Source organism: Brevibacterium sp. FME17 (genome assembly GCF_014897515.1).
GTDB lineage: Bacteria > Actinomycetota > Actinomycetes > Actinomycetales > Brevibacteriaceae > Brevibacterium.
On sequence record NZ_JABUYD010000010.1, the window covers coordinates 1 to 26,736 of the forward strand.

Sequence of the window (26,736 nt, forward strand, 5' to 3'; positions counted from 1 at the left end):
GTCGTCGATCAGCAAGCCGCCTAACTCCCTTTGGCCTCATTCACCTTGACAACTTCCGCAGTCCTCTTCATCCGGTCCGACCTCGGACAAGATGTGCTCTACGACAACGTGGCCTCACACGCCGGCTGTGAAGAGGTCCCCGCCCAAAGCGTCGTCGAGGACGCGGTCGCAGACTTTCCCACCTTCGATGATTCCTACGCATCTGCGACCAGCCGGTGTTCAGGCGCGATCATCGAAGTGCAGTACGGAAACCATGACACGAGACAGAAGCTGGAGACGTACCTGAACAGGCACGGCGAAAACGATCCGACGAGCGGCTGGTGGTGGCGATCGATCCCCGTCGAACTGCGGAATGTCTGAAGCCCGAGCAGATTCAGCAGATGGTCGGGTCACAGATTCGACAGCTGCTCGGGTCACGCCGTGTGCGGGTGCACTGTTGACTACAGTGGGTATATGAGTGAAACGAATGCCCTGCGCGTCTCCCGCCTGTTGCGTGAGACTGCGGGCTTTCTGCTTCCCCTGACTCAAGCCGAAACCGACGTCGAGGTGACTCGGATCGAGTTCGACCTCGATCTTCGGACCTCGGAAGTCGGTCTGGGAGGAGCCGTCATCCTCGTCACCGAAGCCGTGGACGGTGTGGCCGGACTCAACGCGATCCGCGCACGATTACACGGAGCCGCGGCACTCATCGTGCCACCTGGAACTCACATCCACCTCGGCGAGCGGACAGACACAACAACCTCGCCGATTCTGCTGGAACGGTCCACGGGCGTGACCTGGTCCGAGGTGCTGGTGCACCTGCGGCAGCTCAACGAAGGTGCCTCCAGTGCTCTGGCCTGGCCCGACGTCGATGATCTCAGCGCCCTGGCCGCAGTCATCGCGGAGCTGACGGGGGCGTCGATCACGATCGAAGACCCGGCCTCACGAGTGCTTGCGCACTCCAATCTCGGCGATGAGATCGATGACATTCGACGCGAGACGATCCTCTCCGGTGCAATCCCCGAGTGGCGCATCGCCGAGCTTGAGGAGTCCGGGTTCCTCGACGTGGTGCGCCGTTCGACCGATGTCGTCGAGAGGCCAGCCGCGGGGGCCACTCCTGCCCGTTCGGTGATCGCGCTGCGCAGCGAGGGCGAGCTGCTCGGTACGATCTGGGCCGCCTACCCGGATGCGGTGGATCCCGCGTCGCTGCGCGAGGTCCTGCGTGACGCTGCCCGCGCGGCGATCCCCGTGATGCTGCGGACCCTGCGACGCTCCCCATTCGAGAAGCGGATCCGTCGGGAGGCCCTCGCCACGATCCTCGGCGGATCACCGGACCTGGGGCCGGCCGCGACCCTGCTCGCTCTGCCCTTCTCCGGGCATTATGCAACCCTGGCCTTCGCCGAGGTGGAACCTGAGAAGGAGCCCGTGTTGAGATTTCATCTGCGGGCCGCCTTCGCCGATGCCGTGCTCGCACACGTCGGAACCGACGGACACCTGGCCGTGCTCGTGCACATGAGCGCTGGCATGACGGCAGTCGAGATCAAGGAGCACGTCGTCTCGGCCCTGCGCCGGTCCCTGTCTCAGACCGAGCCGCTTCGCTTCGGAGTGGGCGCCTCGGTTGAGCGCCTCGACTATGTGCACCGGTCATGGACCGAAGCCGTGTACGTCGTCGACGCGCTGCTGGCTGCAGGGACCAAGAGCGACAACTCCACCCTCGAGGGTTCTGCTTCTGTCTCGGAGACGGATCTGGTGCGCGGGGCGACAGCCGCGGACGTCGCCGCTGAACTTGTCGGGCTTGAAGCCGCCGACGCCCTGCTCTCGGTGGGGCCTCGCATCACCGAGCCTGCGCGGCTGCTGGCCGCCCACGATGCGAGGCATCAAGGGCAGCTGCTCGAGACCCTGCGTGTGTACTTCGCGACCGTCGGCAATTCCGCCGAGGCATCCCGTCGTCTGCATGTGCACACGAATTCCCTGCGGCATCGTCTCAACCGGATCGAGGAGATCACAGGGCTGTCGACGGCAGAGCGTGCCGGACGGCTGTGGCTGGAGCTCGCGGTGCTCGTCTTCGACCGCGAGCAGGGCTGACGCGGAGCAGTTCCGACGCTGATTCGATGTAGAGGCTTCCAGCACTGTGCGCTTCTCACAAGAGGTAACACCGAAGTTTGGCAGATTATTGTCCGTTCGTCCTGGTCCTCACGTTCTATGGTGACAGCACAACACGAACGAAGGACAGCATGCACAGCAACCAGTCGGGGCCATCGGTTCAGGTCATCCGTAATCGAGCGATCAAGGCAATCGCGAACAGCACGGAAGGCCACGTCCCGCAGCTTGACGATGCGACTCCGGTGATCGGGCTCATCGACCTCGACCAGATCGAAACGGCATACCAGCGTCTGTCCTCTGTGTTCGTCGGCCAGTCCGAGATCCTCCACGCGGTGGCCTGCAAGGCCGTGCCGCTCCAGCCCCTTCTGCGTTTCTATGCGGAGGCGGGTGCGGGCTGTGAGGTCGCCAGTCCAGGTGAACTCGAACTCGCACTGGCCGCAGGCTTCACGCCGGAGACCATCGTCTTCGACTCCCCGGCGAAGACGATGACCGAGCTCAAGCGCGCCGTGTCACTCGGTGTGTCGATGAACATCGACAATTTCGAAGAACTCGAGCGACTCGACGCGATCTTCGATGGGCAGGCCACCTCGGCGCAGGCGTCCGACTCCGTCGTCACCTCGGCGAGGGTAGGGGTCCGGATCAATCCGCAGTCGGGCACGGGCACAATCGGTGCCCTGTCCACCGCCACACAGACCTCGAAGTTCGGCATCGGACTGGCCGACCCGGGCGCCCGCGAAGCACTCATCGAGGCCTACCTGGCACGTCCCTGGCTCACCCAGATCCACGTCCACTCGGGCTCTCAGGGCATCGGCCTAGACCAGGCGGCGGCAGGCATCGACGTCGTCGTCGAGTTGGCGAAGGAGGTCAACGCTCGCGCCGCCCAGGTCCACGGACGGGAGCGTCAGATCACCCGCATCGACATCGGCGGGGGGTTGCCCGTGAACTTCGCCGGCGAGGACATCACGCCGACATTCGCCGAATACCGAGCCGTGCTCGAGGAGCAGGTTCCGGACCTGTTCGACTTCGACATCATCACCGAATTCGGGCGTGCACTGCTGGCCAAGGCCGGCACCATCCTCACTCACGTCGAATACGCGAAGACCACTGGTGGCCGGCACATCGCGATGACCCACGCCGGCGTCCAGGTCGCCACCCGCACGGCCTATGCCCCCGCCGACTGGCCGCTGCGTGTCCTCCCCTTCACCCCGGACGGCAATCCCAAATCCGCCGAGGCGGTCCCCACCGATGTCGCAGGCCCCGCCTGCTTTGCCGGTGACCTGCTGGCCCGCGAGCGCATGCTGCCGCGCCTCGACGCCGGTGACATCGTGGCCGTGCCCGACACCGGTGCCTACTACTTCTCCAACCCGTTCTCCTACAACCTGCTGCCGCGGGTGCCGGTATTCGGGTACCGGGTGGGCGCAAGCACGGGCGACGCGGACGTCCACAGCCACCTCGGCGAGAGGGACAGCGACGGGGGCAGTGAACAAGGCGTTGAATTCTCGCTCATCCGGCGCGGCCAGAGCCTCGCCGAGGTCCTCGCCCAGTCAGGGGAGACCCGGCTTCAGCCGTTGATCACCGAAGTGCCGAAAGCGGGTGAGAATGGCGCGAAACGACAGGGCGCGCTTGCTCCGAATTGAGTTCCCGAGAACTTAAGATGAAGTGTGAGCAGGCTCTCACCTGCAACGACCGATAACTGAATCTCCAGATCGAGACAAAGGACAATGATGTTCGCTCAATACAAGCTGCGCAAGCGGCTGGTAACAGGCCTTGCCGGCCTCGCGGCAATGGCGCTGGTCGGCTCTCTTGCCACATCCCCTGCCCAAGCAGAGACCACGGAAGCCACTGACGCTGCTGATGACTCCAAGGTTCTGCGGATCGCGACAGATGGCTTCATCGATTCGTTCAACCCGTTCACCTCCTTCTACCTGCTGCCGACGAACACGTTCCGGTACATGTACGAGAATCTCGTGAACAACAGTGCCGAAGACGCTCAGGTCACCGAGGGACTCGCCACCGAATGGGACACCGACTCCAAGGGCAAGGTCTGGACGTACAAGATGCGTCCCGACATGAAGTGGTCCGACGGAAAACCGCTCACGGCCAAGGACGTCGCCTAGACCTACAACCAGATGATGAAGAAGGACGAACTGGCGGTGGCCAACGGGGGCCTCGTCGAGAACTTCGACAAGGTCGAGACCCCAGACGATCAGACTGTGGTCATCACACTGAAGAAGCCGCAGTCGAACAACCCCGGCCAGGAGATTCCGGTCGTGCCGGAACACATCTGGTCGAAGGTCGACAAGCCCGGCAAGTTCAAGAACGACAAGAAGTCCGTGGGCTCGGGACCGTTCCAGCTGGAGAGCTACGAGGCGAACAAGTCCGTCACGCTCAAGGCCAACCCGAACTTCTGGCGCGGTGAGCCCAAGATCGATGAGATCCAGTACCGCTACTACACGAACTCCGATGCTCAGGTGCAGGCCATCCGCTCCGGCGAAGTCGACTTCATCACCGGACTGACCCCTGAGCAGTTCAAAGCCGTCGAAGGCGCCGACAACGTCGAGACCAATGTCGGCAACGGTCGCCGGTTCCAGGGAATCTCCATCAACCCGGGCGTCGCAGATGCGAAGAACAACGAGTTCGGAACCGGCAACAAGGCGCTGAAGGACAAGAAGGTCCGCCAGGCCATCCGTGCCGGAATCGACGTTGACACTCTGCGCAAACAGGTCATGCAGGACTACGCTCAGCCGGCCACAAGCTTCATCCCCTCGGTCTACGAGAAGTGGGCACTGCCCGCTGACAATCCGGTGGTTTCCGGATTCGACGTTGAGAAGGCGAAGAAGCTGCTCGACGACGCTGGCTGGAAGGAAGGCTCCGACGGCATCCGCAAGAAGGACGGCAAGAAGCTCGAGCTGCGTTTCCTCACCGACTCAGATGCCACTGTCGAACAGAACACGGCGAAATTCCTCGAACCGTGGATGAAGGACATCGGCATCAAGCTCAAGAACGAAGCCAGCGATGTTGACACCGTGTCGGAGCGCACCACCAAGGGCGACTACGACATGTACTTCTCGGGATGGTCGATCAACCCGGACCCCGATTACCAACTCGGCCTCAACACCTGTGGCCAGCGCCCCGACGCCGACGGCAACGGCGGGACAAGCCAGGACGGGTACTGCAGCAAGGCCTTCGACAAGCTCTACAAGGCCCAGCACACCGAGCTTGATGAGAAGAAACGCGTCGACCTCGTGCACAAGGCTTTGGCCCAGCATTACGAGGACACACCTTCGGTGACGCTGTGGTACCCGAATCAGCTCGAGGCCTACCGCTCGGACCGGTTCACCGGTTTCACCAAGCAGCCCACCGACGGCGGCATCATCGCCAACCAGGTCGGCTACTGGGGATACACCTCGGTGGAACCCGCCAGCGCGGACGACACGTCCGGTGAGGGCGGCGGCATGGGGGCCGGCGGCTGGATCTCCATCGCCGCGGCAGCCATCGTGGTCATCGGCGGAGGCGGCTTCCTGATCAGCCGTCGCAAGAAGTCCGACGATCGCGAATAGTCCCCACCTGCGAACCATCGTCGGCGAGCGTCGTAACCACGGCGCTCGCCGACATCACACGCTTCCCCCTGCGAGACCAGGAGTTTCCCAGTGACAACACCGACGCATGACCTCCCCACCCCGCCGGGTGGTCCTGACCCTGGTGGCACAGGCGTCCAAGTCGCTCGCGACATGGACGAACCGCCGAAGGGCGGGTCGTTCCTGGGCTACCTGCTGCGCAAACTCGGCGGTGCCCTGACCTCGATGATCCTCGTCATCGTCCTCGGCTTCTTCGCATTCCGCATGCTGCCCGGTGACCCCGTGCTCAAGATCGCCAAGGAACGGCCCATGAGCCCGGCACAGATCGCCGAGCTGCGCAGTCAGTACGGCCTGGACAAACCGGTGGTCGTCCAGTTCTGGGACTACCTGGTCGGCATCTTCACCGGCGACTTCGGCGAAAGCTACGTCTACCGCAAACCGGTTGCCTCGCTCATCGTCGAATATATGGGACCGACACTTCTGCTCACAGCCACGGCCGCGGTCCTCGCGATCGGCCTGGGCCTGTGGCTGGGTCAGCTCTCGGCCTGGCACCGCAACTCGCTCTTCGACAAAATCGCTTCGTCGACCTCGCTCGTGTTCTGGTCGGTGCCCACCTTCTGGCTGGGCCTCATCCTGCTCATGATCTTCGGCGGCACCCTGCAATGGCTGCCCACAGGCGGGATGATCACGCCCGGACTCGACCCATGGTCCTTCGCCGGCATCATCGACGTCGTCAAGCATCTGATCCTGCCCGTCATCACCATGGTGGCAGTCGTCTACGCGCAGTTCCTCATGGTCATGCGCGCCTCGCTCATCGAAGAGATGAGCGAGGACTACCTGACCACAGCACGCGCCAAGGGCCTGACCGAGGACGAAGTGCGCAAGAACCACGCGGTGCCCAACGCTCTGCTGCCTACGGTCACCGTCGTGTTCATGCACATCGGCGGGCTCATCGCCGGTGCCGTCACCGTCGAAGCCGTGTTCTCCTGGCCGGGCCTGGGTAAGCTCACATTCGAAGCGATCAGCGGGCCCGACCTGCCGCTGCTGCAGGGCACCTTCGTCGTGTTCTCGGCCATCATCATTCTCATGAACCTGGCGGCAGACATCGTCTACCGGTTCCTCGATCCACGAGTCAGGAGGGCCTGATGAGCAATTCCTTACCGACGACTCCGTCAGGAAGTGCCTCCGAGTCGAACGCTGCCGAGTCGAACGCTGCCGAGGTGAACGCCTCCGTCATCGACGGGACGAAACTCGTCCGCGAACGCCGGCTGAACAACGTCAAGAAGAACTGGTCCTTGTTCCGCTCCGACATTCCCGCGATGGTCGGGGCGATCCTCCTCATCTTCTTCATCCTGATCGCGATCTTCGCCCCGCTCATCGCTCCCGCCTCCATGCTCGATGTGACGAAGCAGCTCGATGTGCCCCGCTACGCCCCGCCGAGCCTCGACCACCCGTTGGGCACCGATAACCTGGGCCGCGAACTCTGGATCCGGATCCTCTGGGGAGCCCGCGTATCCATCCTCGTCGGCGTCGCGGCGACCGTCATGTCGATGGTCATCGGCACCGTCATGGGGCTGGCAGCGGGCCACTTCTCTGGTCTCTTCGGCGCAGTGGTCATGCGTATCATCGACTTCTTCATCGTCCTGCCCTCACTGCTGCTGGCGATCGTCCTCTCCTCCGTCCTCGAACGCGGCGTCTTCACGATCGTCGTCGCGATCGGAATCACCTCGTGGGCGTCGACTGCGCGCATCGTGCGGTCCCAGACCTTGAGCGTGGAGTCCCGGCTCTACATCGAAAGGGCGCGCATCCTCGGCGCCGGACATCGTCACATTCTGTTCAAGCACATGCTGCCCGCGGTGATGCCGCTGGTGCTGGCGAACACGACGCTGACCGTCGGCAGTGCGATCATCGCCGAATCCACCCTGTCCTTCTTAGGGCTGGGGGATACGAGCAAGGAGTCTTGGGGAACGATTCTGAAGAACTCGATGGACATCTCCGCTGCGACCTCCGGCTACTGGTGGTACGTGCTCACCCCCGGCATCGCGATCCTGCTCGTGGTGCTCGCCTTCACTATGGTCGGACGCGCATTCGAAGCCATCATCAACCCAGCCCTGAGGAGTCGCTGATGACCGACCTCAGATTCGATAAGGTCTCTATCACCTACCGCTCGGCCTCGGCCCGGGGCGACGTCCCCGCAGTCAGCGACATCAGCCTCGACCTGCCCACCGGAGCCACTCTCGGCATTGCCGGGGAGTCCGGATCGGGCAAGTCCACACTGATCATGTCGGTGCTGCGTCTGCTGCCCAAGTCCGCGAAGATCGACGGACAGGTCAGCCTCGGCGGGAAAGACGTTCAGGACCTCAGCTTCGGTGAGATCCGAGCGGTGCGCTGGGCGCAGGCCTCGATCGTCTTCCAAGGCGCCCTGCACTCGCTCAACCCGGTCCGTGAGGTCGGCGGGCAGATCATCGAGGCCCTCGAACATCATGCGAAGGGCACCTGGACCACACCCGCCAAACGACGGGATCGGATGTTCGAACTCCTCGACGAGGTCGATCTCGATAAGAGCAAGGCAGTGGCCTATCCGCATGAGCTCTCCGGTGGGCAGAAGCAGCGGATCATGATCGCCATGGCTCTGGCCTGCGAACCCGACATCATCGTCGCCGACGAACCGACCACCGCCCTCGACGTCATTGTGCAGAAGCAGATTCTCGTGGGCCTGGCGAAGCTCGTGGCCGAACGCGGAATCTCCCTGCTCATGATCAGTCACGACCTCGCCGTGCTCTCCGCGGTGTGTGAGAACCTCGCGATCATGCGCCACGGCAGGCTCGTCGAATACGGTCCCAGCGACCGAGTCTGCCTGGACCCGGAAGAGGACTACACGAAGCAGCTGGCGGGTGCGTTCCCACAGATCGGTGACGCCGAATCGCGGATGAATCCGCGCACCCTCAAGCCCGCCGAGGTGCGCCGGGCCCAGCCGTACACGATGACCGATGAGGTGGTCCTCGAGGCCAAGAACCTCAACGTCTCCTTCGACACCAGGCAGGGCAGGGAACGGGCCGTGCGCGACGTGAATCTGGCGCTGCACAAGGCAGAGATCCTCGCCGTCGTCGGCCAGTCAGGGTCGGGGAAGACGACCCTGGCCAGATCACTGCTTGGCCTGCAGGAGGTGGATCCGGGCTCGCAGATGGAGTTCGCGGGCAAGGCGCTGCCGAAGAAGGCGAAGGCCCTGCGCACATTCCGTCGCCAGGTGCAGATGATCCTCCAGGACCCCTCTGGTTCACTCAATCCGAAGCGCAGCGTCTACGAAGCGGTGGTTGAGGGACTGCGCGTGCAGAAGCTGACCGACAACGAATACCACCGGGTCATCGGGGCGCTCGAGGCGGCCGAGCTGACACCGGCCGCAGACTATCTCGAATCGATCCCGCAGGAACTCTCCGGCGGACAGCGGCAACGCGTCGTCATCGCCGGGGCACTTGCTCTGGATCCACAGGTGCTCATCGCCGATGAACCGGTCGCCTCCCTCGACGCCTCGGTGCGAGGGGAGATCCTTTCCCTGTTCCTGGCGCTGAAGAAGAACCTGGGCATGAGCGCCCTCATCATCACCCACGACCTCGGACTGGCGTGGAACATCGCCGACACCGTGGCCGTGATGAAGCAGGGCGAGATCGTCGAATACGGTGACGTCGACACCGTGCTGGCGAACCCGCAGCACACATACACGCAGGAACTCCTCGCCGCAGTTCCCCGATTGGGAAGTCAGAGTCTGGTCACGCATGAATAGCTCCACCACAATCACCTCGGGCGCTGCGACTGCGCTCGCAGGCGTCAGTCCGTACCTTGACACGGTGCCGCTGCAGGCCGGCGACAGCGTCCGTCTCATCGCTCCCTCGGGCCCGACCGATGAGGAGTCCCTGCTGCGCGCGATTGCGCAGCTCGAATCCTGGGGGCTGCGTGTCGTCGTCGGCGACAACATTCGCGCTCGCCACCCGCGCGTGAAATACCTGGCAGGAACCGACGAACAGCGCCGAGCCGACCTCATCGATGCCTGGTGCGATCCGGACGTCGCTGCGGTCATCGCACTGCGGGGCGGTTTCGGGGCGATGCGCCTCCTGGACGGCATCGACTTCGATCTCATGCGCGAGCACGCACTGCGGCCGGATGGGCGGCCCAAGCTGCTCACCGGGTCCTCGGACATCACCGCCCTGCACCAGGCCTGGGACCACCACCTGTCGGTGGCGACGCTGTTCTGCCCGATGGTCGGCAACGATCCGTTCAAGAACTCCACAGTCGTCCCCGCCGAGGTGGCCACCTGGCTGTTCGAACCCTGGGGCGGCCGTGAACTCGGGTTCCCGGCAGACGACCGCGAACCCGGGTTCCCGGAGGGAGACGGTGAACTCGGGTTGGCCGCGGAGGACGGTGCGGCGTATTCTCGCCCGCTCAGCCGGGCGCGGACGTTGGTTCCGGGGACTGCGAAGGGCCGCCTCGGCGGGGGAAACCTCAGTCTGGTCGCGGCCGGGATGGGAAGCCCGGAGCTGGCCGGGGTGCGTGAGCTGCGTGAGCGCAGCGGACCTTCGATCCTTCTGCTCGAGGACGTCGACGAGGAGCTCTACCGTCTCGACAATCTGCTCGTGCAGCTGGTGCGCGGCGGCTGGTTCGACTCGGCAGACGCGGTGGTGCTGGGCTCCTGGCAGGACTGCGCGGAGATAGCCGAGGTCGAGGCATTGATCATGGACTACCTCGGCGAGGCGGGCATTCCGATCGTCAGCGAGATGGGCTTCGGGCATGACCCCGACGCGCCGAGCACACCGCTGGGAGTCGCCGTCACGCTCGAGGCTCCGGCCCAGGGCAGACCGCGAATGTGGGTGGACGGAGCGTGAGGGGACTGTGATGCTGGAGGACTTCCAAGGATTCCAGGGCTTCCGGGACTTCGATGGAGATGAGGAATACACGCGATGATTGAGGATGCGAACAAAATGACTGAAGACGTGAACATGGGTGACGTGGACTTCGACCGCCTGCCGGGAGTGCGCTTCAGCGCCCTGGCCTTCGATATCGACAGCGGCGAACGCGTCTTCGCCCACAACGAGAACGACGAGCTCGACACCGCCAGCATGGGCAAGGTGTTCCTCCTGCACACGGTCCTGCAGATGCACGTCAACGGCAGTCTCAACCTGTCCGAGCGCCTGTCACGGCGGCCCTCGGAACGGGTCGACGAATCCGGCATCTGGTACCTCATGGAGCAGGATGATCTGAGCGTCTACGACGTGGCCGTGCTCGTCGGAGCCTTCAGCGACAACTTCGCGACCAATGTGCTCATCCGTCGCATCGGCCTCGAGAACGTCGCCCGCCAGGTCGAAGACCTGGGGTATCGCAGTTCCGGACTCCACGACTTCCTCCGTTGGCCTCGTCCGGCCAAGGCACCGCGCACCCTGTCGACGGGCACCGCGACCGAGTTCAGCAACCTCATGGCCCGGCATGCGAAAGACGAGTTCTGGGACGAGTCGACGAACGAGATCTTTCGCCGTTGGTTGGGAGCCGGCGCGGACACCTCGATGGTCGCCTCGGCGTTCGACCTCGACCCGCTGGCCCACTACAACTACCAGCGTGACGTGTGGGTATGGAACAAGACCGGCACGAACGGGACGATTCGCGCCGACTCCGGGATCGCGATGACACCGACCCGTCGCGTCGCCTACGCCGTGTTCGCAAACTGGGAGAAGGACACGGACCGGGTCGTCGACGTCATGCCGATCATGCGCGAAGCCGGCGACGCCATCCACCGCTTCCTCTGAGAAGACCGGATATCGAACGACTCGAGAATGTGGACTGTCACACGCTCTTCCTCGAGTATCGTTGATGTCCTATGACTTCCTCGATCTACCTCACCGGCGAAGCGAAGGCGCCGTCGAACAACCCGATCATGGCACAGTACGGGTTGTTCTACATCGCCTTCGAGATCGAGGCGGAGACACATCGAGTCCTCGATGTCGACTGCTCGGCGACGTTGGCCCTGACAAGGAAGTTCATCAGGAGCCTGTTCATCGACGCAGACATCAGGGACACCGGTCGACTCACGGATTCGATCACAGCCAGATACCACGGGTCCTCCCAGAAGGCGCTCATCGTCGCTGTGAACAACGCAGCGAAGAAGTACCAGGAGCTCCCAACCTCTAGCTGAGACGAGTCCTCGACCACCAAGATTGCCTGGGTCCCCACCGGACCGGATCCAATCGACAACCGCACATGGCTTCACCGCACACTGCGCCTGCACCTCGTGGACTGAACCGGGGGCGTCGCGGCGCGGTCCAATCCACCTGAAGGAGTGTCGTTTGTGATCACGGACGGTTTTCTATTCATCAGCCTGCTGCTGGCGATTTCGGCGGTTCTCGTCGTCGCCGACCGCAGCGGGAAATTCAAAGTATTCAAATATGTCCCCGGGTTCGTCTTCCTCTACATCGTGGCGGCCCTGCTCAACACGGTCGGCTTGTTCGACCACGACGCGATCGACGGCGTCGGTGACGGGCTGCAGGACGCGTTGCTGCCGGCGATGATCCTGCTCCTGCTGTTCAAATGCGATGTACGGCAGATCATCCGCCTCGGACCGAAGCTGCTGCTGACCTTCGTAGTCACGGCCGCCAGCATCATGATCGGCTTCATCGTCGCCTACCTGATCGTGCATTCGGCACTGGCTCCCGAATCCTGGAAGGCCCTCGGCGCGCTCAACGCGTCATGGACCGGCGGTTCAGCGAACATGGTCGCTGTTCAGAACATCTTGGAGGCGCCGGAGGCCATCTTCGGCTACGTGCTCATCGTCGACACAGTCCTCTACTCCTTCTGGCTGCTCCTCATCTTCTCTTCGGTCGCGGTCTCCGATAAGTTCAACAGATGGACGAAGGCAGATACCTCGAAGTTCGACTTCGCCGATCGGGTCACCGACGAGGAGGAGAAGCCGATGACCCTGTCCTCGATCATCGGTCTGCTGGGCTTCGCCCTCCTCGTCTCTGCCCTGGCCGCCAAGGCGGGCGAGTTGCTGCCGGAAGTGGGTACGGTGATCAACGCCTCGGCCTGGACGATCCTCATCGTGAGTATCCTGGGCCTCATCATCGGGTCGACTCGGTGGGGGCGGGCCGCAGGTTCGAGTCAGCTCGCGACCATTATGCTCTACCTCATCATCGGCATCATCGCCTCCGGATCCGACTTCACTTCGCTGGCCGAAGCACCGATCTATCTGGTCGCCGGTGTGATCGTGCTCCTCGTCCACATCGTCATCATGCTCGTCTATGCGAAGCTGACGAAGACCGAACTGTTCAGCATCGCCGTGGCCAGCACCGCGAACATCGGGGGAATCGCCTCGGCGCCGGTGGTCGCGGGCGCATTCAATCGTCAGCTGGTGCCGGTGGGCGTGCTCTTCGCGCTCATCGGAACGTTCTCTGGAACCTTCCTCGGACTGTGGTCGGCGCAGCTGATGTCGGGCATCGGATGATGAGCTTGATTCGGCGCCTGAGACCGCAGAGACTTCCACTCAACCCACCGATGACCACCCGAGCTTACCGATGACCATCCGAACTGAAGGAGCACACTCATGACATACGACGTCTTCGACGGACACAACGACCTCGCCTGGTATCTGCGTGAGGAGCGTGACTACAGCGTTGAGGGACTCAACGATCCCAAGGTCTCGCCGTTCACCACGATGGATCAGCTGCGGGAGGGCAGCGTCGCCGCACAGTACTGGTCGGTCTACGTCCATTCCTCGATCACCGGCGCTGATGCGATCAAGGCCACCTGGGAGCAGATCGACGCCGTGCAGCGTGTCGTCACGAGCTATCCCGAACGGCTCCAGTTCGCCCGCACCGCCGCCGAGGTGGTCGCCGCGCGAGACGCCGGAAAGGTCGCTTCGCTTATGGGTGTGGAAGGCGGGCAGCAGATCGACGAATCGCTGGCTGTGCTGCGCTCCTATGCGCGCGCCGGGTCCCGGTATATGACCCTGACGTGGTCGACGACGCATTCCTGGGCGGACTCGGCCACGGACGAGCCGCAGCATGGGGGCTTGAGCGAATTCGGCTGCGAGGTCGTGGCGGAGATGAACCGGATCGGCATGATCGTCGATCTCTCCCACGTCGCGCCCAGCGTCATGCACCAGTCCCTGGACATCTCTACCCTGCCCGTGATCTTCAGCCACTCCTGCGCCCACGGACTCAACCCGCATGCGCGCAACATCCCCGACGACGTCCTCGACCGGGTGCCCGGCAACGGGGGAGTGGCGATGATGACCTTCGTCCCCTCCTTCGTCTCCAACGCGCGCCGCGAATGGGTGGAAGCAGGGGAGAACGGCACCGCCCCCGAGGTGACTGTGGCCGATGTGGCCGACCACTGCGATTACGTACGCGAACGGATCGGAATCGACCACATCGGATTGGGCGGCGACATCTGCGGTGTCGATGAGCTGCCGAGCGGCCTCGGCGATGCCGGGCAGTATCCTGCGCTGTTTGAGGAGTTGGCCGGTCGCGGCTGGTCGGAATCAGACCTGCGCAAGCTCGGCTTCGACAATGCGATGCGCGTCCTCGAAGCACATGAGGATGCGTACACACGCTTCCTGGGGACCTCGGCGGGTACGGAACGCACGGCAACCTCGGCGGGGCAGCCGTCATGACTCGGCTCCTCATCATCGTCAACCACATCGAATCCCAGCCGGGGCTGCTCACACAGTGGATGATCTCCGAGAACATCGAGTTCGACCTGCGCATCGGCGGCGTCTCCCGTCTGCCGGAACCGAGTGCGCTGAGTGATTACGATGGGCTGATCATGCTCGGTGGCGGGTATATGCCCGATGAGACCGACCGGGCACCGTGGCTCGAGGCCGAGGCGCGGCTCTCGCGCCATGCTCTGGAGACGGATCTGCCGCAGTTCGGCATCTGCCTGGGCGGACAGCTCATCGCTCATGTCATCGGCGGGGACGTGCGGGCCCGGACCGGTGCGCCGGAGAAGGGGTACACCTGGATCGATATGACCGAGGACGCGGCACAGGATCCTGTGTTCTCCGCGATCGGGAATCGCGCTGCCTTCGTCGAAAGTCATGTTGATCGGATCGTCGATCTGCCGCCCGAGGCGACTCTGTTGGCAACAAGTACAGCTTGTCGGTTCCAAGCATTTAGAATCGGCAACGCGTGGGGCACACAGTTCCACCCCGAGTCGACAGGGCAGAATATTCGCAACTGGGACGCGGACAAATTGCAGGAACTAGGTTTTAATAAAGAGACCCTGCTGGAACAGGCAGAGGAACGCGGTGAGGACAGTCAGCGGGACGCGAAGGCGCTCCTGACGGCCTTCCTCGACGTAGTCCGCAGCAAACACCAGTGATCGCACGGCTGCGATCGCGGGCGAACACGGAGGAACCATCGTGAGTCACAGCGAGAACACCATTAAGTCGGGGCCGGGGGCCGAGCAGCAGCCGGAGACCTTGAAACGGGTCATGGGACCCAAGCTGCTCCTTCTCTTCATCGTCGGAGACATCCTGGGGACGGGTGTCTATGCGTTGACGGGCAAGGTCGCCGGGCAGGTCGGCGGCGCCGGCTGGGCTCCAGTCATCCTGGCCTTCGCCGTTGCGCTGATCACGGCGTTCTCCTATATGGAGCTCGTCACCAAGTACCCGTCTGCGGCCGGTGCCGCGCTGTACACGCACAAGGCGTTCGGGATCCACTTCGTGACGTTCCTCGTCGCCTTTGCCGTCCTCAGCTCAGGGATCACCTCGGCGTCGACAGCATCCAACGTCTTCGCCGCTAACATGGTGGCCGGGTTCGGATGGGACATGTCGGGCACGGGGGTCATGTGGATTGCGATCGGCTTCCTGGCCGTCATCGCCGCGATCAACCTCCGCGGTGTGGGGGAGAGCGTGTGGTTCAATGTCGTGCTGACGGTGATCGAACTCAGCGGCCTGCTGCTTGTCATTCTGGTCGGCTTCTTCGCTTTGGGATCGGGCAGTGCCGACTTCTCTCGTGTGCTGATCTTCGAAACCGCAGACGACAAGGGTGTCTTCCTCGCGATCACCGGCGCCACCTCGCTGGCCTTCTTCTCCATGGTCGGCTTCGAGGACTCGGTGAACATGGTCGAGGAGACCAAAGACCCGAGAGACTTCCCCAAGATCATGCTCACCGGTCTGTCGATCACCGGTGTCATCTACGTGCTCGTCTCACTGGTGGCAGTCGCTGCGGTGCCGATCGGAAAACTCTCCGAGAGTGAGACGCCGCTGTTGGAGGTCGTCAGGGCCGGTGCTCCGGGGCTTCCGATCGACCTGATATTTCCCTTCATGACGATGTTCGCAGTCGCGAACTCCGCGCTCATCAACATGCTCATGGCCAGCCGCCTGCTGTACGGAATGTCCAAGCAGAACGTGCTCCCGCCCGTATTCGCGAAGGTCCTGCGCGGACGCCGCTCACCCTGGGTGTCGATCCTCTTCACAACTATCATCGCCTTCTGCCTCATCTTCGCGGTGACCACGCTGCTGCCGGAAACGGTGACCGCGTCCCTGGGCGGCACGACCTCGCTGCTGCTGTTGGGAGTGTTCGCCGTCGTCAACGTTGCTGTGTTGGTCCTGCGGAAGAAGACGGTCGAGCACAAGCACTTCAAGGCCCCGACCTACCTGCCCTGGATCGGTCTCTTCACCTGCGCGTTCCTCGTCGGGCCGTGGGCTCGTCTCGACGACCTCATCCAGTATCAGATCGCAGTGGCGCTGATCGGAATCGGCGTCGTCCTCTGGGCGGTCACCTGGTTCTGGAACCGTTCGATCAAGGGCGCGAGCACCAAGTTCCGCAACCCCGAAGAACTCTCATGAGGGCTGCGGGGGCGGTGGGAGTTTCCGTCTTCTGCTCGACATATTCAATCCGTTCAGCACGTTCAATTCGTTCAATCCGTTCAACAAGTGAAGGTGAAAAATGACCATCGTCGTGGGCTACGTCAACAATCCAGCGGGTCACGCGGCCCTCGACAAGGGGATCGCAGAGGCGAAGAAGGACGGCCAGAATCTCGTCGTCGTCAACGCATCCCGATCATCCGAGCGCAGCGATTCCTACCGCCTCGGCGAGGGTGAGATCAAGTCGGTCCAGGACTACCTCTCGCGTTCGGGCGTGCACGGGCGGGTGCTCACGCGTGGCAGCGAGTACGACCCCGCTGAGCAGATTCTCGATGCCGCCGCCGAGGTGGATGCTGAGCTGATCGTGCTCGGAACCCGGAAGCGGACCCCGGTTGGGAAGTTCCTCCTGGGGTCGACGATTCAGAGAGTCATCCTGGAAGCCGTCAGTCCTGTTCTCTGTGTGAAGGCCGGCCGCTGAACTGATGTCTTCGTCGTTGAGTGTGCGCTGAGCCGCTGAGCTGCTGAGCTGCTGAGCCGCGGTCACCGGCGTGGCATGCCGGCTACGACACCGAGCTCATGATGAGTTCGGCGTTGATCTGCGCACCCACCATGACACCGCTGGCTGCGCTCGCCACCACCATGGCCGAGATGTCCGCGCTGTTTCCTACCGCCCAGACACCGGGCACCTCGGTCGCACCGTTCGCCTCGGCGGGGATTGACGAACCCATCCCGGTCGGATGGTCGACGACGGTGCCGCCGAGCTGCTCGAAGATTTCGCCGTTCGCGCGGAAATAGGGTCCCACGGACAAAGCATCAAAGGTTGTGTCTGAGAGGCCGGGGGCGGCGTCATGGTTGGTGCCGGGTCCGGCCTCAGGGCTGGTGACGAGCGTGACTTCGGTTCCGGCTTCTGTGCGTTCCACTGCTTCGACCGCGGCATCGATATAGGAGATGCCGAGCGAGTCGAGCATTTTCGCCTGCGCTTCGTCCGGTGCCGGAGCCTTGTGGCGCAGGAAGGTGACGTGGTCGCTGAGCTGGGAGAACATCATCGCTTGGTGATAGGACATCGCAGTCGTGCCGATGATGCCGATGTTTTGTCCGCGAACCTCGTAGCCGTGGCAGTAGGGGCAGTGGAGGACGGTCTCGCCCCACCCATCTGCCAGCCCAGGGATGTCAGGGAGTACGTCGGTAAGGCCGGTCGCGATGACGACTCGCTTCGCCTCGATGGTGGCTCCCAACGATGTCTCGAGGGCGAAGTTGAGCTTTTCTGGTGCCTGCGTAACATTCTGGGCGCTGATGACCGAGCCGTCGACGAACTGGACTCCATATGCTTCGGCTTCCCGACGGCCCTTGGCCACGAGCTCAAGTGGGTTGATGCCCTCGTGGCCGAGGACGTTGTGAGCGTGAGCGCTCGGTGCATTGCGAGGGGAGCCGGCATCGATGACGATGATGCTGCGCAGCGAACGGGCCAACGCGATCGAAGCAGCCAGGCCACCGGCGCCTCCACCGATGATGGCCACCTCGGCAGTGAGCGTCTGCTGACTTTGCAGGCTTTGTTGGTTCTGCTGGCTCTGCTGTGCGGGGCGGGCTTGGTTCGGTGTTCTGGGGTGGGACTGGTATTGCGGTGTGACGTGTGATTCTGACATAGCGGTCCTTGGCTTGTGGGGTGAGGAAACGGGGACTTCTGCAGTTTCACCCAGCAGGCACCCGATACGCAAGCAGATTTTCCGAACGGCAAAATGTGGCGCCATGAGGACCTTTGGTTGGGGTGTGTGCTTATGTCGTGTCGCGCCGCCGGTTCGCTCTGTTTCACGCTGCCTCCTCGCTCTGCTTCACGCCGCCGGTTCGCTCTGCTTCACGCCGCCGGTTCGGGCTTGCGGAGGCTTGCTCAGTTCAAGACAGCGCATTGCCGAGGCTGTCGGCTGGTCGTCCCTCCCGCTGAAGCGATGGGCAGCGAGTGCTCTTACTTGGCCCGATTCCGCATTCGAAGAGGATCAAATATAGAACGTAGTCGGAGAATTCTACTCGTGGAACCAAATAATCGAACAAAACTATAGACTTGGGGTCTGTGGTGAGCGTAGACTTTGAGCCAGGCGGACAACAGAGCAGTTGACGAACGGATTCCGAGATCATGACCCTCACTCCCGACCGCAAGCGTGACAAGCAGAATAGGCCCGAAGAAGCCGCCTCTTCCGCTGTCCCTGCGGGTGAGGAAGAGAAAAACGAATGTGGAGGTGCTCCAACCTATCGAGAGCTCCTGCGCGGGGCCGGCTTCGACTTGGACGGGCACCCATTGGCAGATCGCTTCGACGAAGTAGCGTCGCCACCTCCGAGTGACTTTGAATTCGCCGATGCAGAGCACCCTGTCGAACCTGTCGAACCTGTCGAAATCACCGAACCCACAGGGCCGGGGGAACCTGCAGGGCTCGGTGAGCCTGCGGAACCGGCAGAGCTTGACGAGCATACAGAAGCGAAGCGGCGGGCTCGTTGGAGCGGCCGCAGCCTGTGGGATGCGAGCGTTGATGATCCGGAAGCGGAGGCTGAGCTTAAGCGTCGTGCCGCAGAGCTGGACGCTGAAAAAGAAGAATGGATGCGCAGGAAGGCTGAGGAAGCCGAGGCCGAGCGCACCGCTGACGAAGACGTCTCGGGTAGCAGCGAAGAAGAGGACTGGGCAGCCTCTCTAGGCGTGCCGTCCGCCACCGAACTGAACGGCGGGCAATCCTCGTACCGCCCGGGACGCGCAAGCGAGACCGACTCCGCTTCTACTCAGACTGCCGTCACTGGCTCCGATGGTGACCCCACTTCGGAGCATCCTCTTCTTGACGAGCATGGGTTGGCGAAGCTTGCTCGCATCGCTCCCGAAGTAGTGAGCAGTATCCAGGGGCTGCGCTGCCTCGCCGCCGACTTCCAATCGCTCAAGCGTCCGATGAGTCCCGACGACGCGATAACGGTGGTGGACGGGCTTGAGACAGTCAACAGGCTGGTCGAATCGCTCTCCGTCGTGACTCTCTCCGTCTTCGAGCGGGTGGGGTCTCCCCGGGACTACGGAGCGAAGACGACGAAGGCCTTGGTCCAGAATCGTCTCAACCTCTCCGAGCGAGAAGCGTATCGGCGCTCCGTCCTGGCCGAAAAGCTTGGAGATCGGGTCAACTTCAGCGGCCAGTCGATAGGCCCGAAGTTTCCCCTGGTGTCCGAAGCGCTGAGAAACGGATCGCTGTCATCAACGCAGGCCAGCACAATTATCGAATGCCTGATGAACCTACCGTCTCGAATCGGCCAAGACGAACAGCTCGAAGCAGAGCGAATCCTGGTCGAAAAGGCACCGGCTGTGCGTGTGAAGGACATCCAGCAACTGTTCAACGAGATTCTCGGATGGCTCGACCCAGATGGTGAGCTGCCAGATGAGGCCACAAAACGTGATGAATTTTCGGTCAGTCTGCGCCAGCGAAAAGATGGAACCTGGGCACTCAGAGGAATCCTCGATCCCGTTACGGGCGGCATTATGAGCGGACACCTCACTTCGCGAATCAAAGCTGATGACAACGAGACTTCAACACAAGAGGAGCAAGGCGAGTCGGCCACAGGCGCAAATGCCACCTCAGCCGCCGACCAGGAAGTGGTCGACGTATTCAACCAAGTCCTGCAAGGCGAGCGACCAGACGCGGTGGACCCGTCTCTGAATCTTGGCTTCGACCATAAACCCAGCGACGGGGTGGACGATGCGAAGAAGTCCAGTGGTCAGGGCGACCGTGATGTACCACCCGGATATGGCGTGAGAGAAGACGGCTCCTTGGAAGCGATGGCCGGCCGCCAGCCGAGCGTGAAGAACAGAATCTATGAACGCTTCGCCACAATGATCGGTCGGATAGAAATGAATCGAGTGATGGCAGGTTCGCCCTTCGCACTCGTGGTCACGGCGAAGGCTGAGGATCTGGCGAAGCAGTCCGGTCGCGCGTTCACCGACGCGGAAGCAGCATTTCCGATGCAGACGGCATCCTACGAAGGGCTGAACGGCTCGGTGTTCTTCCACCTCATGGGTGAGAAGACGAAGACGATGGAACTTGCCACCGAAAGACGATTCGCCACCTCGAAGCAATTGGCGATCATTTCCAGCAGAGACCAAGGATGTACATTCCCCGGTTGTGACACTCCGCCGGGGTGGTGCGACGCTCACCATATCGTTCCGTGGGCAGATAAGGGCAGGACGGATGTCAATAACCTGACATTGACATGCGGATCGCACCACCATCTGATCGACAAGTCTGATTGGCACACCGTGATGCTCAAAGACGGTCGCCCAGCATGGGTGCCACCCGCGTCGATCGATCCCTCCCGACGTCCGATCCTGCACGCACGATTCGTTGCGAAAGAGATCACAGATACGCTTTTCGATTAGTGGAAGTTGAACAGCACAGGGGAGAAGTGTGCCGCAGGTCCCGCAGTTGAAGCGGAATGAACCTGATGGGGAGGCTGTTGCCTTGAGCATGGAACTTTCTATTCTTGACCTTGTGCCGGTCCGTATCGGACAGAGCACCTCAGATTCATTCGCTGCTTCCCACGAGCTGATTCAGTCCGCAGACAAGCTGGGCTACACCCGCTATTGGGTTGCAGAACATCACAACATGCCATCGATCGCCTCAACGATGCCCGGCGCAGAACTCATGTACCTCGGTCAGGGCACCGAACGCATCCGCCTCGGATCCGGCGGTGTCATGCTGCCCAATCACGCTCCCTTGGCAGTAGCGGAACTCTTCTCCCTCCTCTCAGCGGTCTACGGTGACCGCATCGATTTGGGGATCGGGCGGGCGCCCGGCACGGACCCGATCACCTCGGCGGCAATGAGGGGTCACCTCGGCGAAGGACGAATGGTTGATCGTGAAGGCCACACCGTCGACCCCGTCGAACAATTCCCGCAGCACGTCATCGACACATTGAGCTTGATGAGACCCGAAGGGCTGCGTATTCCGCTCCACGGCGGGCGGGAGCACGTCCTGCACGCGACGCCTGCAGCTGTGCCCGGGACACAGCCCCTGCCCTGGCTGCTGGGCTCATCGGGCTACTCCGCCCGACTGGCTGCCCAGCTCGGCATGCCCTACGTCTTCGCCAGCCACTTCGCTGCAGGTGCCACAACCGGAATGAAGATCTATCGCGACAACTTCACCCCGGGCGCCTACGGTGACAGGCCGCAGACCTTCGTCACAGTCAATGCAGTGGTGTCGCCGACCGAAGAAGAAGCACAACTGCGCTCGGAGCCGTTCCTGTTGCAGATGTCTCGCCTGCGAACCGGTGGCCGGATGGAGCCCCTGCACTTGGCCGGCGATGACGTGCGCTCAGTCAGGACGGATCAGGAGCGCATGGTCGGTGAAGAGATGTCCGAGAACTGGATCATCGGCGACGCCAAATCTGCCAGGGCTCAGCTCGAAGAGCTCGCCAGCCGGTTTGAGGTTGATGAGATCATGATTCAGCCCGTCGCCGGAGCGATGGAGGGGGAGGATCTCCGACAGGATGCTGCCCGGATCCAGTCTCTTGAACTATTGGCAGCCGAGTTCCTCGACTGACAGGAACGACTCACCTCAACTGACAGGCACGGGCTGGCCACAGCTGATTGCAATGCCCCGGTCCAGCCGACTGCAACGACCTACCTCGACAGATAGCAACGACCTGACGTGAACACGCCAAGCTGATCTGGAGGAGGTGTCTTTGGCGGAAGGAGTAGTCCCTAGTTGAAGGCGGCGTCCCGAATCGAGGACGCCGCCTTCAACAGAATTCAGGGCCTGAAGTCTCATCTCTATATCGATTCGGACAAGGGCACTTCTTTTCAACGTGGCATCGCGATATCCTGCCACAGTGTCGACGTTGTCGCCCGCTTTCGGGCGAGCGGTAATATTGGCACTGTGCGGCGCTTCGATGCGCATGGGTTCGATCGATGTAGACCACAGATTTCGATACCGGTCGATGCCATGAGTGGCGGAGCACGCATACCGAATGACCTTCGGAGACTTCCCCCACGCGGGCGTGACACCCGCAGACCGAAAGAGAAATAATGCGTACCAAAATTGCTGTTTCGGCGGCACTTGGGCTCGGACTTGTATTCGGCGCAGGCGCTCCTGCGCTGTCGAGCAATCTGACGTCGACCGATGAAGAATCTGCAACCGATTTGGAAGCTGCAGTCGTCCCAGGCCAGGAGCTTGAGCGGATCACTGACGGCAAGATTGAAAAGGGCGAAACGGCCTACGTCGATGTCACTGTTGCCACTCTGTGGACCGATTCGAAAGCGCCCCGGAAGGTCGACAAGCCAGCCCTCGGCCATCCTGTCGACCTCGACAAATGGAACAAGAACCTCAAGAAGACCGAAGTGCGGCGCGATCTCACCGGCAAGGTCGAAACCCAAGCCGCATACGGTTCCGAAGTCACTGTCCTCAAAACCAAGGGTGCTTGGGCCCAGGTCGCAATCAAAGACCAGACGACCTCCAAGAACAAGACGGGCTACCCCGGCTGGGTGCCGAAGAAGCAACTAGTCGAAAACGACCGGTTCGGGCAGCTCAAGGATGACCAGCCCCGCGCGGTCGTCACGAAGAAGAAGAGTGAACTCGAAGGCATCGAATTCACCAAGGACACCGGTGCTGATGTCAGCTTCAACGTCGATCTTCCACTCATCGCCCAAGACGTCGACGATGTGCGCGTAGCACTCCCCGGCGGCGGAGCCGCCTGGATCGACGTCGATGACGTTGCCGTCTACGACACCGATGGCAAGCCGGACAAGCCCAGCGGCTCTGACCTCGTCAAGACCGCGAAGCAGTTCGACGGTCTGCGTTACCTGTGGGCCGGTGTCTCGCCCTACGGGTTCGACTGCTCGGGCTTCACCTACAGCATCTTCCGCGCACATGGCATCGACATCCCTCGCGACTCGGGAGAGCAGGCCACAACCGGCAAGAAGGTCTCCGAAAGCAACCTCAAAGCCGGCGACCTGCTGTTCTTCTCGACCAGCTCGGGAACCGTCCATCACGTCGGAATGTACATCGGCGACGGCAAGATGATCCATTCGCCTAATGCGTCCAAAACCGTCTACGTCACCGACTGGAAGTCGTGGGACACCGGCAATGAGTTCTCAGGGGCCCGCCGAGTGATCTGAGCGAGCAGAGACGAGGCGATCGGCTGGTTCCCGACCGGCATCGACGTCGCACAGACGAGCGAAGGCCGATTCCCCGCATGAAACGGGGATCGGCCTTCGCCTTTGTGGTCATTCTCCTGGCCGACAGACGCCCGACAGACGCCCGACAGACGCCCGACGGGCGACTGATCGGGATACCTGAGCAAATCGGACTAACCGCGCCGAATAAGCTGCCCGAGCCGATCAATCCAGCCGAAGAGCAAGCCAGCCGAGGAGCCAGTCAGTGTCGTGAGCTCTGGGTCGACTTGAGATAGATGGCCCGAGCGAGATCGTCGCGTCGCTCGATGAGCAGACGGCGCAGCGCAGCTGGGGCGTCAGTGTGCGCGTCCAACCAGGCATCGGTCTTCTCAACCGTGGCCTCTTCGTCCACCGACCAGCGAGGATAGAGTCCGAGCACCAGACGCCGAGCGATCTCGATCGAATTGTCGCTCCAGAAGCTGGCAAGCCGCGAGAAGTACTCATCGACATAGTTCTCGATCAGCGGTATCGACGTGGGTGCCACGAAACCGGAGATAATGGCTGAGAGCACATCGTTGCTCAGCGCGGCCGCTTCGTTGATGACTTCCCATGCGCGGATCTTCACGATCGGCAGCGGCATGGCCGCACTCGCCGTCTCTGCATGGAGGCGACCCGATGAACTGGGATCGGACTGGTTCTCTCGAGCGATATCGGTCTGGTCTGCCCAGCCGAGGCACACGAGCGCGGTCAGTGCATTCCATCGCAGCGCATGATCATTGAGCAGGCCCTTGAACGGCAGTGCCGCCGCAGCATGGTCCGGAGACTCAGCTCGAGCAGAACCGGCCCCGCTGTTGTTCCCACCAGTTGGAGTGGTTCTCTGTTCGGCCATTGCGCCCGGGGACAGGCGATCGATCTCCTCGCCGACGGGAACAGCGAGAATCTGCGAAGCGAAGCTGCGGCCCATCGCGATCGCAGCACTGGACTCAAAGCAGCGTGCTGTACGCGAGGTGAGGGCAAGAACCAGATTCGCCAGATGCAGCTGAGCATCCGAACCGGACCGGGCCGTCGCTAATGCGTCGAGAGCAGCACCCAGCAGACCGGAGATCGCGGTCTCGAAGTTCCGCTCCGAAACCCACTGATCCAGGCAGGTCAGCGCCGTCTGGCTCAGCCCGGCCATAATTCCCGCATGGCTTTCCTTGCCCAGGCTGCGGGCATAGGCCTTGAGGTAACTCTGCACGGGTAGGAGGCCATCGCGAACAGCATTGTCCAATGCCGACCAGACCAATGCCCGGGACAGTGGATCGGCGATTCGGGACACCGAATTGATCGCAGCCTGCGTCGACGCCGGATCCAACCGCACACGTGCATAGTCGAGGTCTGCGTAGTTCACCAGCGTGATATCGCCGAGGGTGCGCCCGGCAAGCTGCTCAACCTCGGCGGACTCAGTCGAGAAGTCGAAGGAGAAAGTGTCGATGGGGACCAGCTTGCGTCCCGATCGTCCAAGCGTGGCGATCTCGAGCGTGTGCGGGCGCAGCAGCTGGGCACCGCGAGCTGAATCTGCCTGAGTGATCCGCGCGTTGGTGATGGTCTCTCGTCCGGAGCGTCGTGACGACGATGCGGCACTGCTGGCAGCAGATTCACTGCCGGTGCCTGATCCACTGCTCGTCGTCAGCTCCAACGACAGCTCGGAGACTCCGGAGGTGCCCAACCATGCACCGGCCCAGCTGGCGAGGTCCCGGTCAGGAGCCGCCTCGGCGAGGCATTCGAGGAAATCGGCGAGCTCGGTATTGCGGTATTCGAAGCGTTTGAAGTACAGACGTGAGCCCGCGAAGAACGCCTCACGACCGACGAACGCGACGAGCTGCTTGAGCACGGACGCACCCTTGGCATAGGTGATGCCGTCGAAGTTGAGCTTCGCTGCCTCGACGTCGGGGATGTCGGCGACGATCGGGTGCGTGGTCGGGTACAGGTCCTGCGTGTACGCCCACGCCTTGCGGCGCAGTGCGAAGGTCACCCAGCCGTCGGTGAAGCGGGTCGCCTCGGCCAGCGCCAGCCCGCCCATATAGTCGGCGAAGGATTCCTTGAGCCACAGATCGTCCCACCATTTCATGGTCACGAGATCGCCGAACCACATGTGGGCCATCTCGTGCAGGATCACGTTCGCCCGCGACTCATACATCGCGTCGGTGACCTTGTCCCGGAAGATCAGGCTGTCTGTGAACGTCACCAGTCCAGGATTCTCCATGGCGCCGAGGTTGTACTCCGGAACGAAGATCTGATCGTATTTGCCCCACGGGTAGGGGTAGTCGAACTCGGAACTGAAGAAATCCAGCCCGGCCTTCGTGATCGAGAAGATGTCCGAGGCGTCGAGGTGGTCGACGAGGCTGGCGCGGGTCCATGCGCCCAGTGCGACGACTTCTCCCGTCGCGGGATCCGTCCAGTGATCGGTCGCGCCCTCGTATGGGCCGGCGGTGATGCAGGTGATGTAGCTCGACTGCCGCAGCGTCGGAGCGAAATGGTGGGTGATCGCGGGGGAATCCGCGTCGACCGTCTCGGGGTACGTCTCCTGGCTCGGTCCCTGACTCGTCTCGGCTCGGTTCGACAGAACCTGGAAGTGCTCGGGAGCCGTCACGTTGAAGATGAACTCCGCTTTGAGGTCCGGCTGGTCGAAGTTCGCGAACACGCGGCGGGCATCGGTCGGTTCGTACTGAGTGTAGAGATAGACATTGCCGTCGGCAGGGTCGGTGAAGCGGTGCAGTCCCTCTCCCGAGGTGGAGTAGTAGGCCTGCGCCTCGATCAGCAGGGAATTCTTTCCCCTGCGGACGGGGAAACCGACGCGTGCGCCGTCGAACACCTCGGCGGGGTCGAGGATCTTGCCATTGATTTCAGCGTATGTGACGGAATCCGCGATCAGGTCGATGAATGTGGAGCAGTCGGCGCGAGAGTTGAACTCCACGACGGTACGCGACAGATATGTCGGAGCTCCGGTTTCCGCGTTGCTGACGTCGATATCGACGGTGTAGGTCGAGACATCGAGCACTTGGGTGCGGCTCTGCGCTTCACCTCGGGTCAGGTTGGTTGTCATTCATAGCCTCCTCGGC

At 62.4% G+C, this 26,736-nt stretch carries 19 protein-coding genes and 1 pseudogene; 18 read left to right on the forward strand and 2 right to left on the reverse strand.

All coding sequences use genetic code 11. The annotated features are described in order from the left end of the window. The first annotated feature begins 45 nt into the window (after positions 1-45). From INT40_RS10510 to INT40_RS10580, 15 genes and pseudogenes are all read left to right on the forward strand, one after another. Positions 46-360, forward strand: coding sequence for a hypothetical protein (locus INT40_RS10510; RefSeq protein WP_193096045.1), 315 nt, complete (start codon positions 46-48; stop codon positions 358-360). A 93-nt stretch (positions 361-453) separates the two neighbouring features. Beyond that, entirely contained in the window at positions 454-2,064 is a 1,611-nt protein-coding gene (locus INT40_RS10515; protein WP_193096046.1) for a PucR family transcriptional regulator, read from the forward strand. A 149-nt stretch (positions 2,065-2,213) separates the two neighbouring features. Further along, a complete protein-coding gene (locus tag INT40_RS10520; protein ID WP_193096047.1) occupies positions 2,214-3,719 on the forward strand; it encodes a diaminopimelate decarboxylase in 1,506 nt (501 codons plus the stop codon). Positions 3,720-4,034: 315 nt separating this feature from the next. Beyond that, positions 4,035-5,642, forward strand: a pseudogene (locus tag INT40_RS10525) (ABC transporter substrate-binding protein). A gap of 90 nt (positions 5,643-5,732) precedes the next feature. Next, on the forward strand, positions 5,733-6,806 hold the full coding sequence (locus INT40_RS10530) for an ABC transporter permease (RefSeq protein WP_319021973.1): 1,074 nt from the start codon (positions 5,733-5,735) through the stop codon (positions 6,804-6,806). Next, on the forward strand, positions 6,806-7,786 hold the full coding sequence (locus INT40_RS10535; protein WP_226831145.1) for an ABC transporter permease: 981 nt from the start codon (positions 6,806-6,808) through the stop codon (positions 7,784-7,786). The genes INT40_RS10530 and INT40_RS10535 overlap by 1 nt, the downstream gene beginning before the upstream one ends. Next, positions 7,786-9,441, forward strand: a complete 1,656-nt coding sequence (locus INT40_RS10540; protein ID WP_193096048.1) for an ATP-binding cassette domain-containing protein — start codon at positions 7,786-7,788, stop codon at positions 9,439-9,441. Before INT40_RS10535 ends, INT40_RS10540 begins: the two co-directional genes overlap by 1 nt. Next, positions 9,434-10,537 carry a S66 peptidase family protein gene (locus INT40_RS10545; RefSeq protein ID WP_193096049.1) on the forward strand — a complete coding sequence of 368 codons (1,104 nt, stop codon included), beginning with the start codon at positions 9,434-9,436 and terminating at the stop codon, positions 10,535-10,537. Before INT40_RS10540 ends, INT40_RS10545 begins: the two co-directional genes overlap by 8 nt. A 96-nt stretch (positions 10,538-10,633) precedes the next feature. Further along, a complete protein-coding gene (locus tag INT40_RS10550) occupies positions 10,634-11,452 on the forward strand; it encodes a serine hydrolase (protein WP_226831147.1) in 819 nt (272 codons plus the stop codon). A gap of 71 nt (positions 11,453-11,523) precedes the next feature. Next, the gene (locus tag INT40_RS10555; protein WP_101573918.1) at positions 11,524-11,838 is read left to right on the forward strand and encodes a DUF3870 domain-containing protein; all 315 of its coding nucleotides are present in this window, start codon (positions 11,524-11,526) and stop codon (positions 11,836-11,838) included. Positions 11,839-11,991: 153 nt separating this feature from the next. Beyond that, complete coding sequence (locus INT40_RS10560) at positions 11,992-13,143, forward strand: DUF819 domain-containing protein (protein WP_101573920.1); 1,152 nt, start codon at positions 11,992-11,994, stop codon at positions 13,141-13,143. 99 nt (positions 13,144-13,242) lie between these two features. Beyond that, complete coding sequence (locus INT40_RS10565) at positions 13,243-14,313, forward strand: dipeptidase (protein ID WP_193096050.1); 1,071 nt, start codon at positions 13,243-13,245, stop codon at positions 14,311-14,313. Next, a complete protein-coding gene (locus INT40_RS10570) occupies positions 14,310-15,020 on the forward strand; it encodes a type 1 glutamine amidotransferase (RefSeq protein ID WP_193071212.1) in 711 nt (236 codons plus the stop codon). The genes INT40_RS10565 and INT40_RS10570 overlap by 4 nt, the downstream gene beginning before the upstream one ends. Before the next feature lie 40 nt (positions 15,021-15,060). Continuing rightward, positions 15,061-16,491 carry an APC family permease gene (locus INT40_RS10575; protein ID WP_257930219.1) on the forward strand — a complete coding sequence of 477 codons (1,431 nt, stop codon included), beginning with the start codon at positions 15,061-15,063 and terminating at the stop codon, positions 16,489-16,491. Positions 16,492-16,591: 100 nt separating this feature from the next. After that, positions 16,592-16,987, forward strand: a complete 396-nt coding sequence (locus INT40_RS10580; RefSeq protein ID WP_101573928.1) for a universal stress protein — start codon at positions 16,592-16,594, stop codon at positions 16,985-16,987. An 82-nt stretch (positions 16,988-17,069) separates the two neighbouring features. On the opposite strand, the gene INT40_RS10585 is transcribed toward INT40_RS10580, so the two are convergent. Continuing rightward, complete coding sequence (locus INT40_RS10585) at positions 17,070-18,152, reverse strand: NAD(P)/FAD-dependent oxidoreductase (RefSeq protein ID WP_193096051.1); 1,083 nt, start codon at positions 18,150-18,152, stop codon at positions 17,070-17,072. 485 nt (positions 18,153-18,637) lie between these two features. Here INT40_RS10585 and INT40_RS10590 point away from each other — a divergent pair, with 485 nt between their 5' ends. The 3 genes from INT40_RS10590 (at position 18,638) to INT40_RS10600 (ending at position 23,638) form a co-directional block, all read left to right on the forward strand. Then, positions 18,638-20,902: an HNH endonuclease signature motif containing protein gene (locus INT40_RS10590; protein ID WP_193096052.1), complete on the forward strand. Its 2,265-nt coding sequence runs from the start codon at positions 18,638-18,640 to the stop codon at positions 20,900-20,902. Between the two features lie 88 nt (positions 20,903-20,990). Next, on the forward strand, positions 20,991-22,064 hold the full coding sequence (locus INT40_RS10595) for an LLM class flavin-dependent oxidoreductase (protein WP_193096080.1): 1,074 nt from the start codon (positions 20,991-20,993) through the stop codon (positions 22,062-22,064). Positions 22,065-22,549: 485 nt separating this feature from the next. Next, the gene (locus INT40_RS10600) at positions 22,550-23,638 is read left to right on the forward strand and encodes a C40 family peptidase (protein ID WP_193096053.1); all 1,089 of its coding nucleotides are present in this window, start codon (positions 22,550-22,552) and stop codon (positions 23,636-23,638) included. A 259-nt stretch (positions 23,639-23,897) separates the two neighbouring features. Here the strand turns inward: INT40_RS10600 and pepN are convergent, their stop codons facing one another. Beyond that, positions 23,898-26,720 (reverse strand): aminopeptidase N, encoded by a 2,823-nt coding sequence (gene pepN, locus INT40_RS10605; RefSeq protein ID WP_193096054.1) that lies wholly within the window; start codon positions 26,718-26,720, stop codon positions 23,898-23,900. Positions 26,721-26,736: the final 16 nt, after the last annotated feature.

Bases quoted from the DNA above. Each gene is read 5' to 3' on its own strand.
- INT40_RS10600 (WP_193096053.1), top strand. From the start codon at position 22,550: ATGCGTACCAAAATTGCTGTTTCGGCGGCACTTGGGCTCGGACTTGTA.
- INT40_RS10580 (WP_101573928.1), top strand. From the start codon at position 16,592: ATGACCATCGTCGTGGGCTACGTCAACAATCCAGCGGGTCACGCGGCC.
- INT40_RS10555 (WP_101573918.1), top strand. From the start codon at position 11,524: ATGACTTCCTCGATCTACCTCACCGGCGAAGCGAAGGCGCCGTCGAAC.
- INT40_RS10520 (WP_193096047.1), top strand. From the start codon at position 2,214: ATGCACAGCAACCAGTCGGGGCCATCGGTTCAGGTCATCCGTAATCGA.
- INT40_RS10570 (WP_193071212.1), top strand. From the start codon at position 14,310: ATGACTCGGCTCCTCATCATCGTCAACCACATCGAATCCCAGCCGGGG.
- pepN (WP_193096054.1), bottom strand. From the start codon at position 26,720: ATGACAACCAACCTGACCCGAGGTGAAGCGCAGAGCCGCACCCAAGTG.
- INT40_RS10585 (WP_193096051.1), bottom strand. From the start codon at position 18,152: ATGTCAGAATCACACGTCACACCGCAATACCAGTCCCACCCCAGAACA.
- INT40_RS10550 (WP_226831147.1), top strand. From the start codon at position 10,634: ATGACTGAAGACGTGAACATGGGTGACGTGGACTTCGACCGCCTGCCG.
- INT40_RS10535 (WP_226831145.1), top strand. From the start codon at position 6,806: ATGAGCAATTCCTTACCGACGACTCCGTCAGGAAGTGCCTCCGAGTCG.
- INT40_RS10590 (WP_193096052.1), top strand. From the start codon at position 18,638: ATGACCCTCACTCCCGACCGCAAGCGTGACAAGCAGAATAGGCCCGAA.
- INT40_RS10565 (WP_193096050.1), top strand. From the start codon at position 13,243: ATGACATACGACGTCTTCGACGGACACAACGACCTCGCCTGGTATCTG.
- INT40_RS10515 (WP_193096046.1), top strand. From the start codon at position 454: ATGAGTGAAACGAATGCCCTGCGCGTCTCCCGCCTGTTGCGTGAGACT.
- INT40_RS10540 (WP_193096048.1), top strand. From the start codon at position 7,786: ATGACCGACCTCAGATTCGATAAGGTCTCTATCACCTACCGCTCGGCC.
- INT40_RS10545 (WP_193096049.1), top strand. From the start codon at position 9,434: ATGAATAGCTCCACCACAATCACCTCGGGCGCTGCGACTGCGCTCGCA.
- INT40_RS10595 (WP_193096080.1), top strand. From the start codon at position 20,991: ATGGAACTTTCTATTCTTGACCTTGTGCCGGTCCGTATCGGACAGAGC.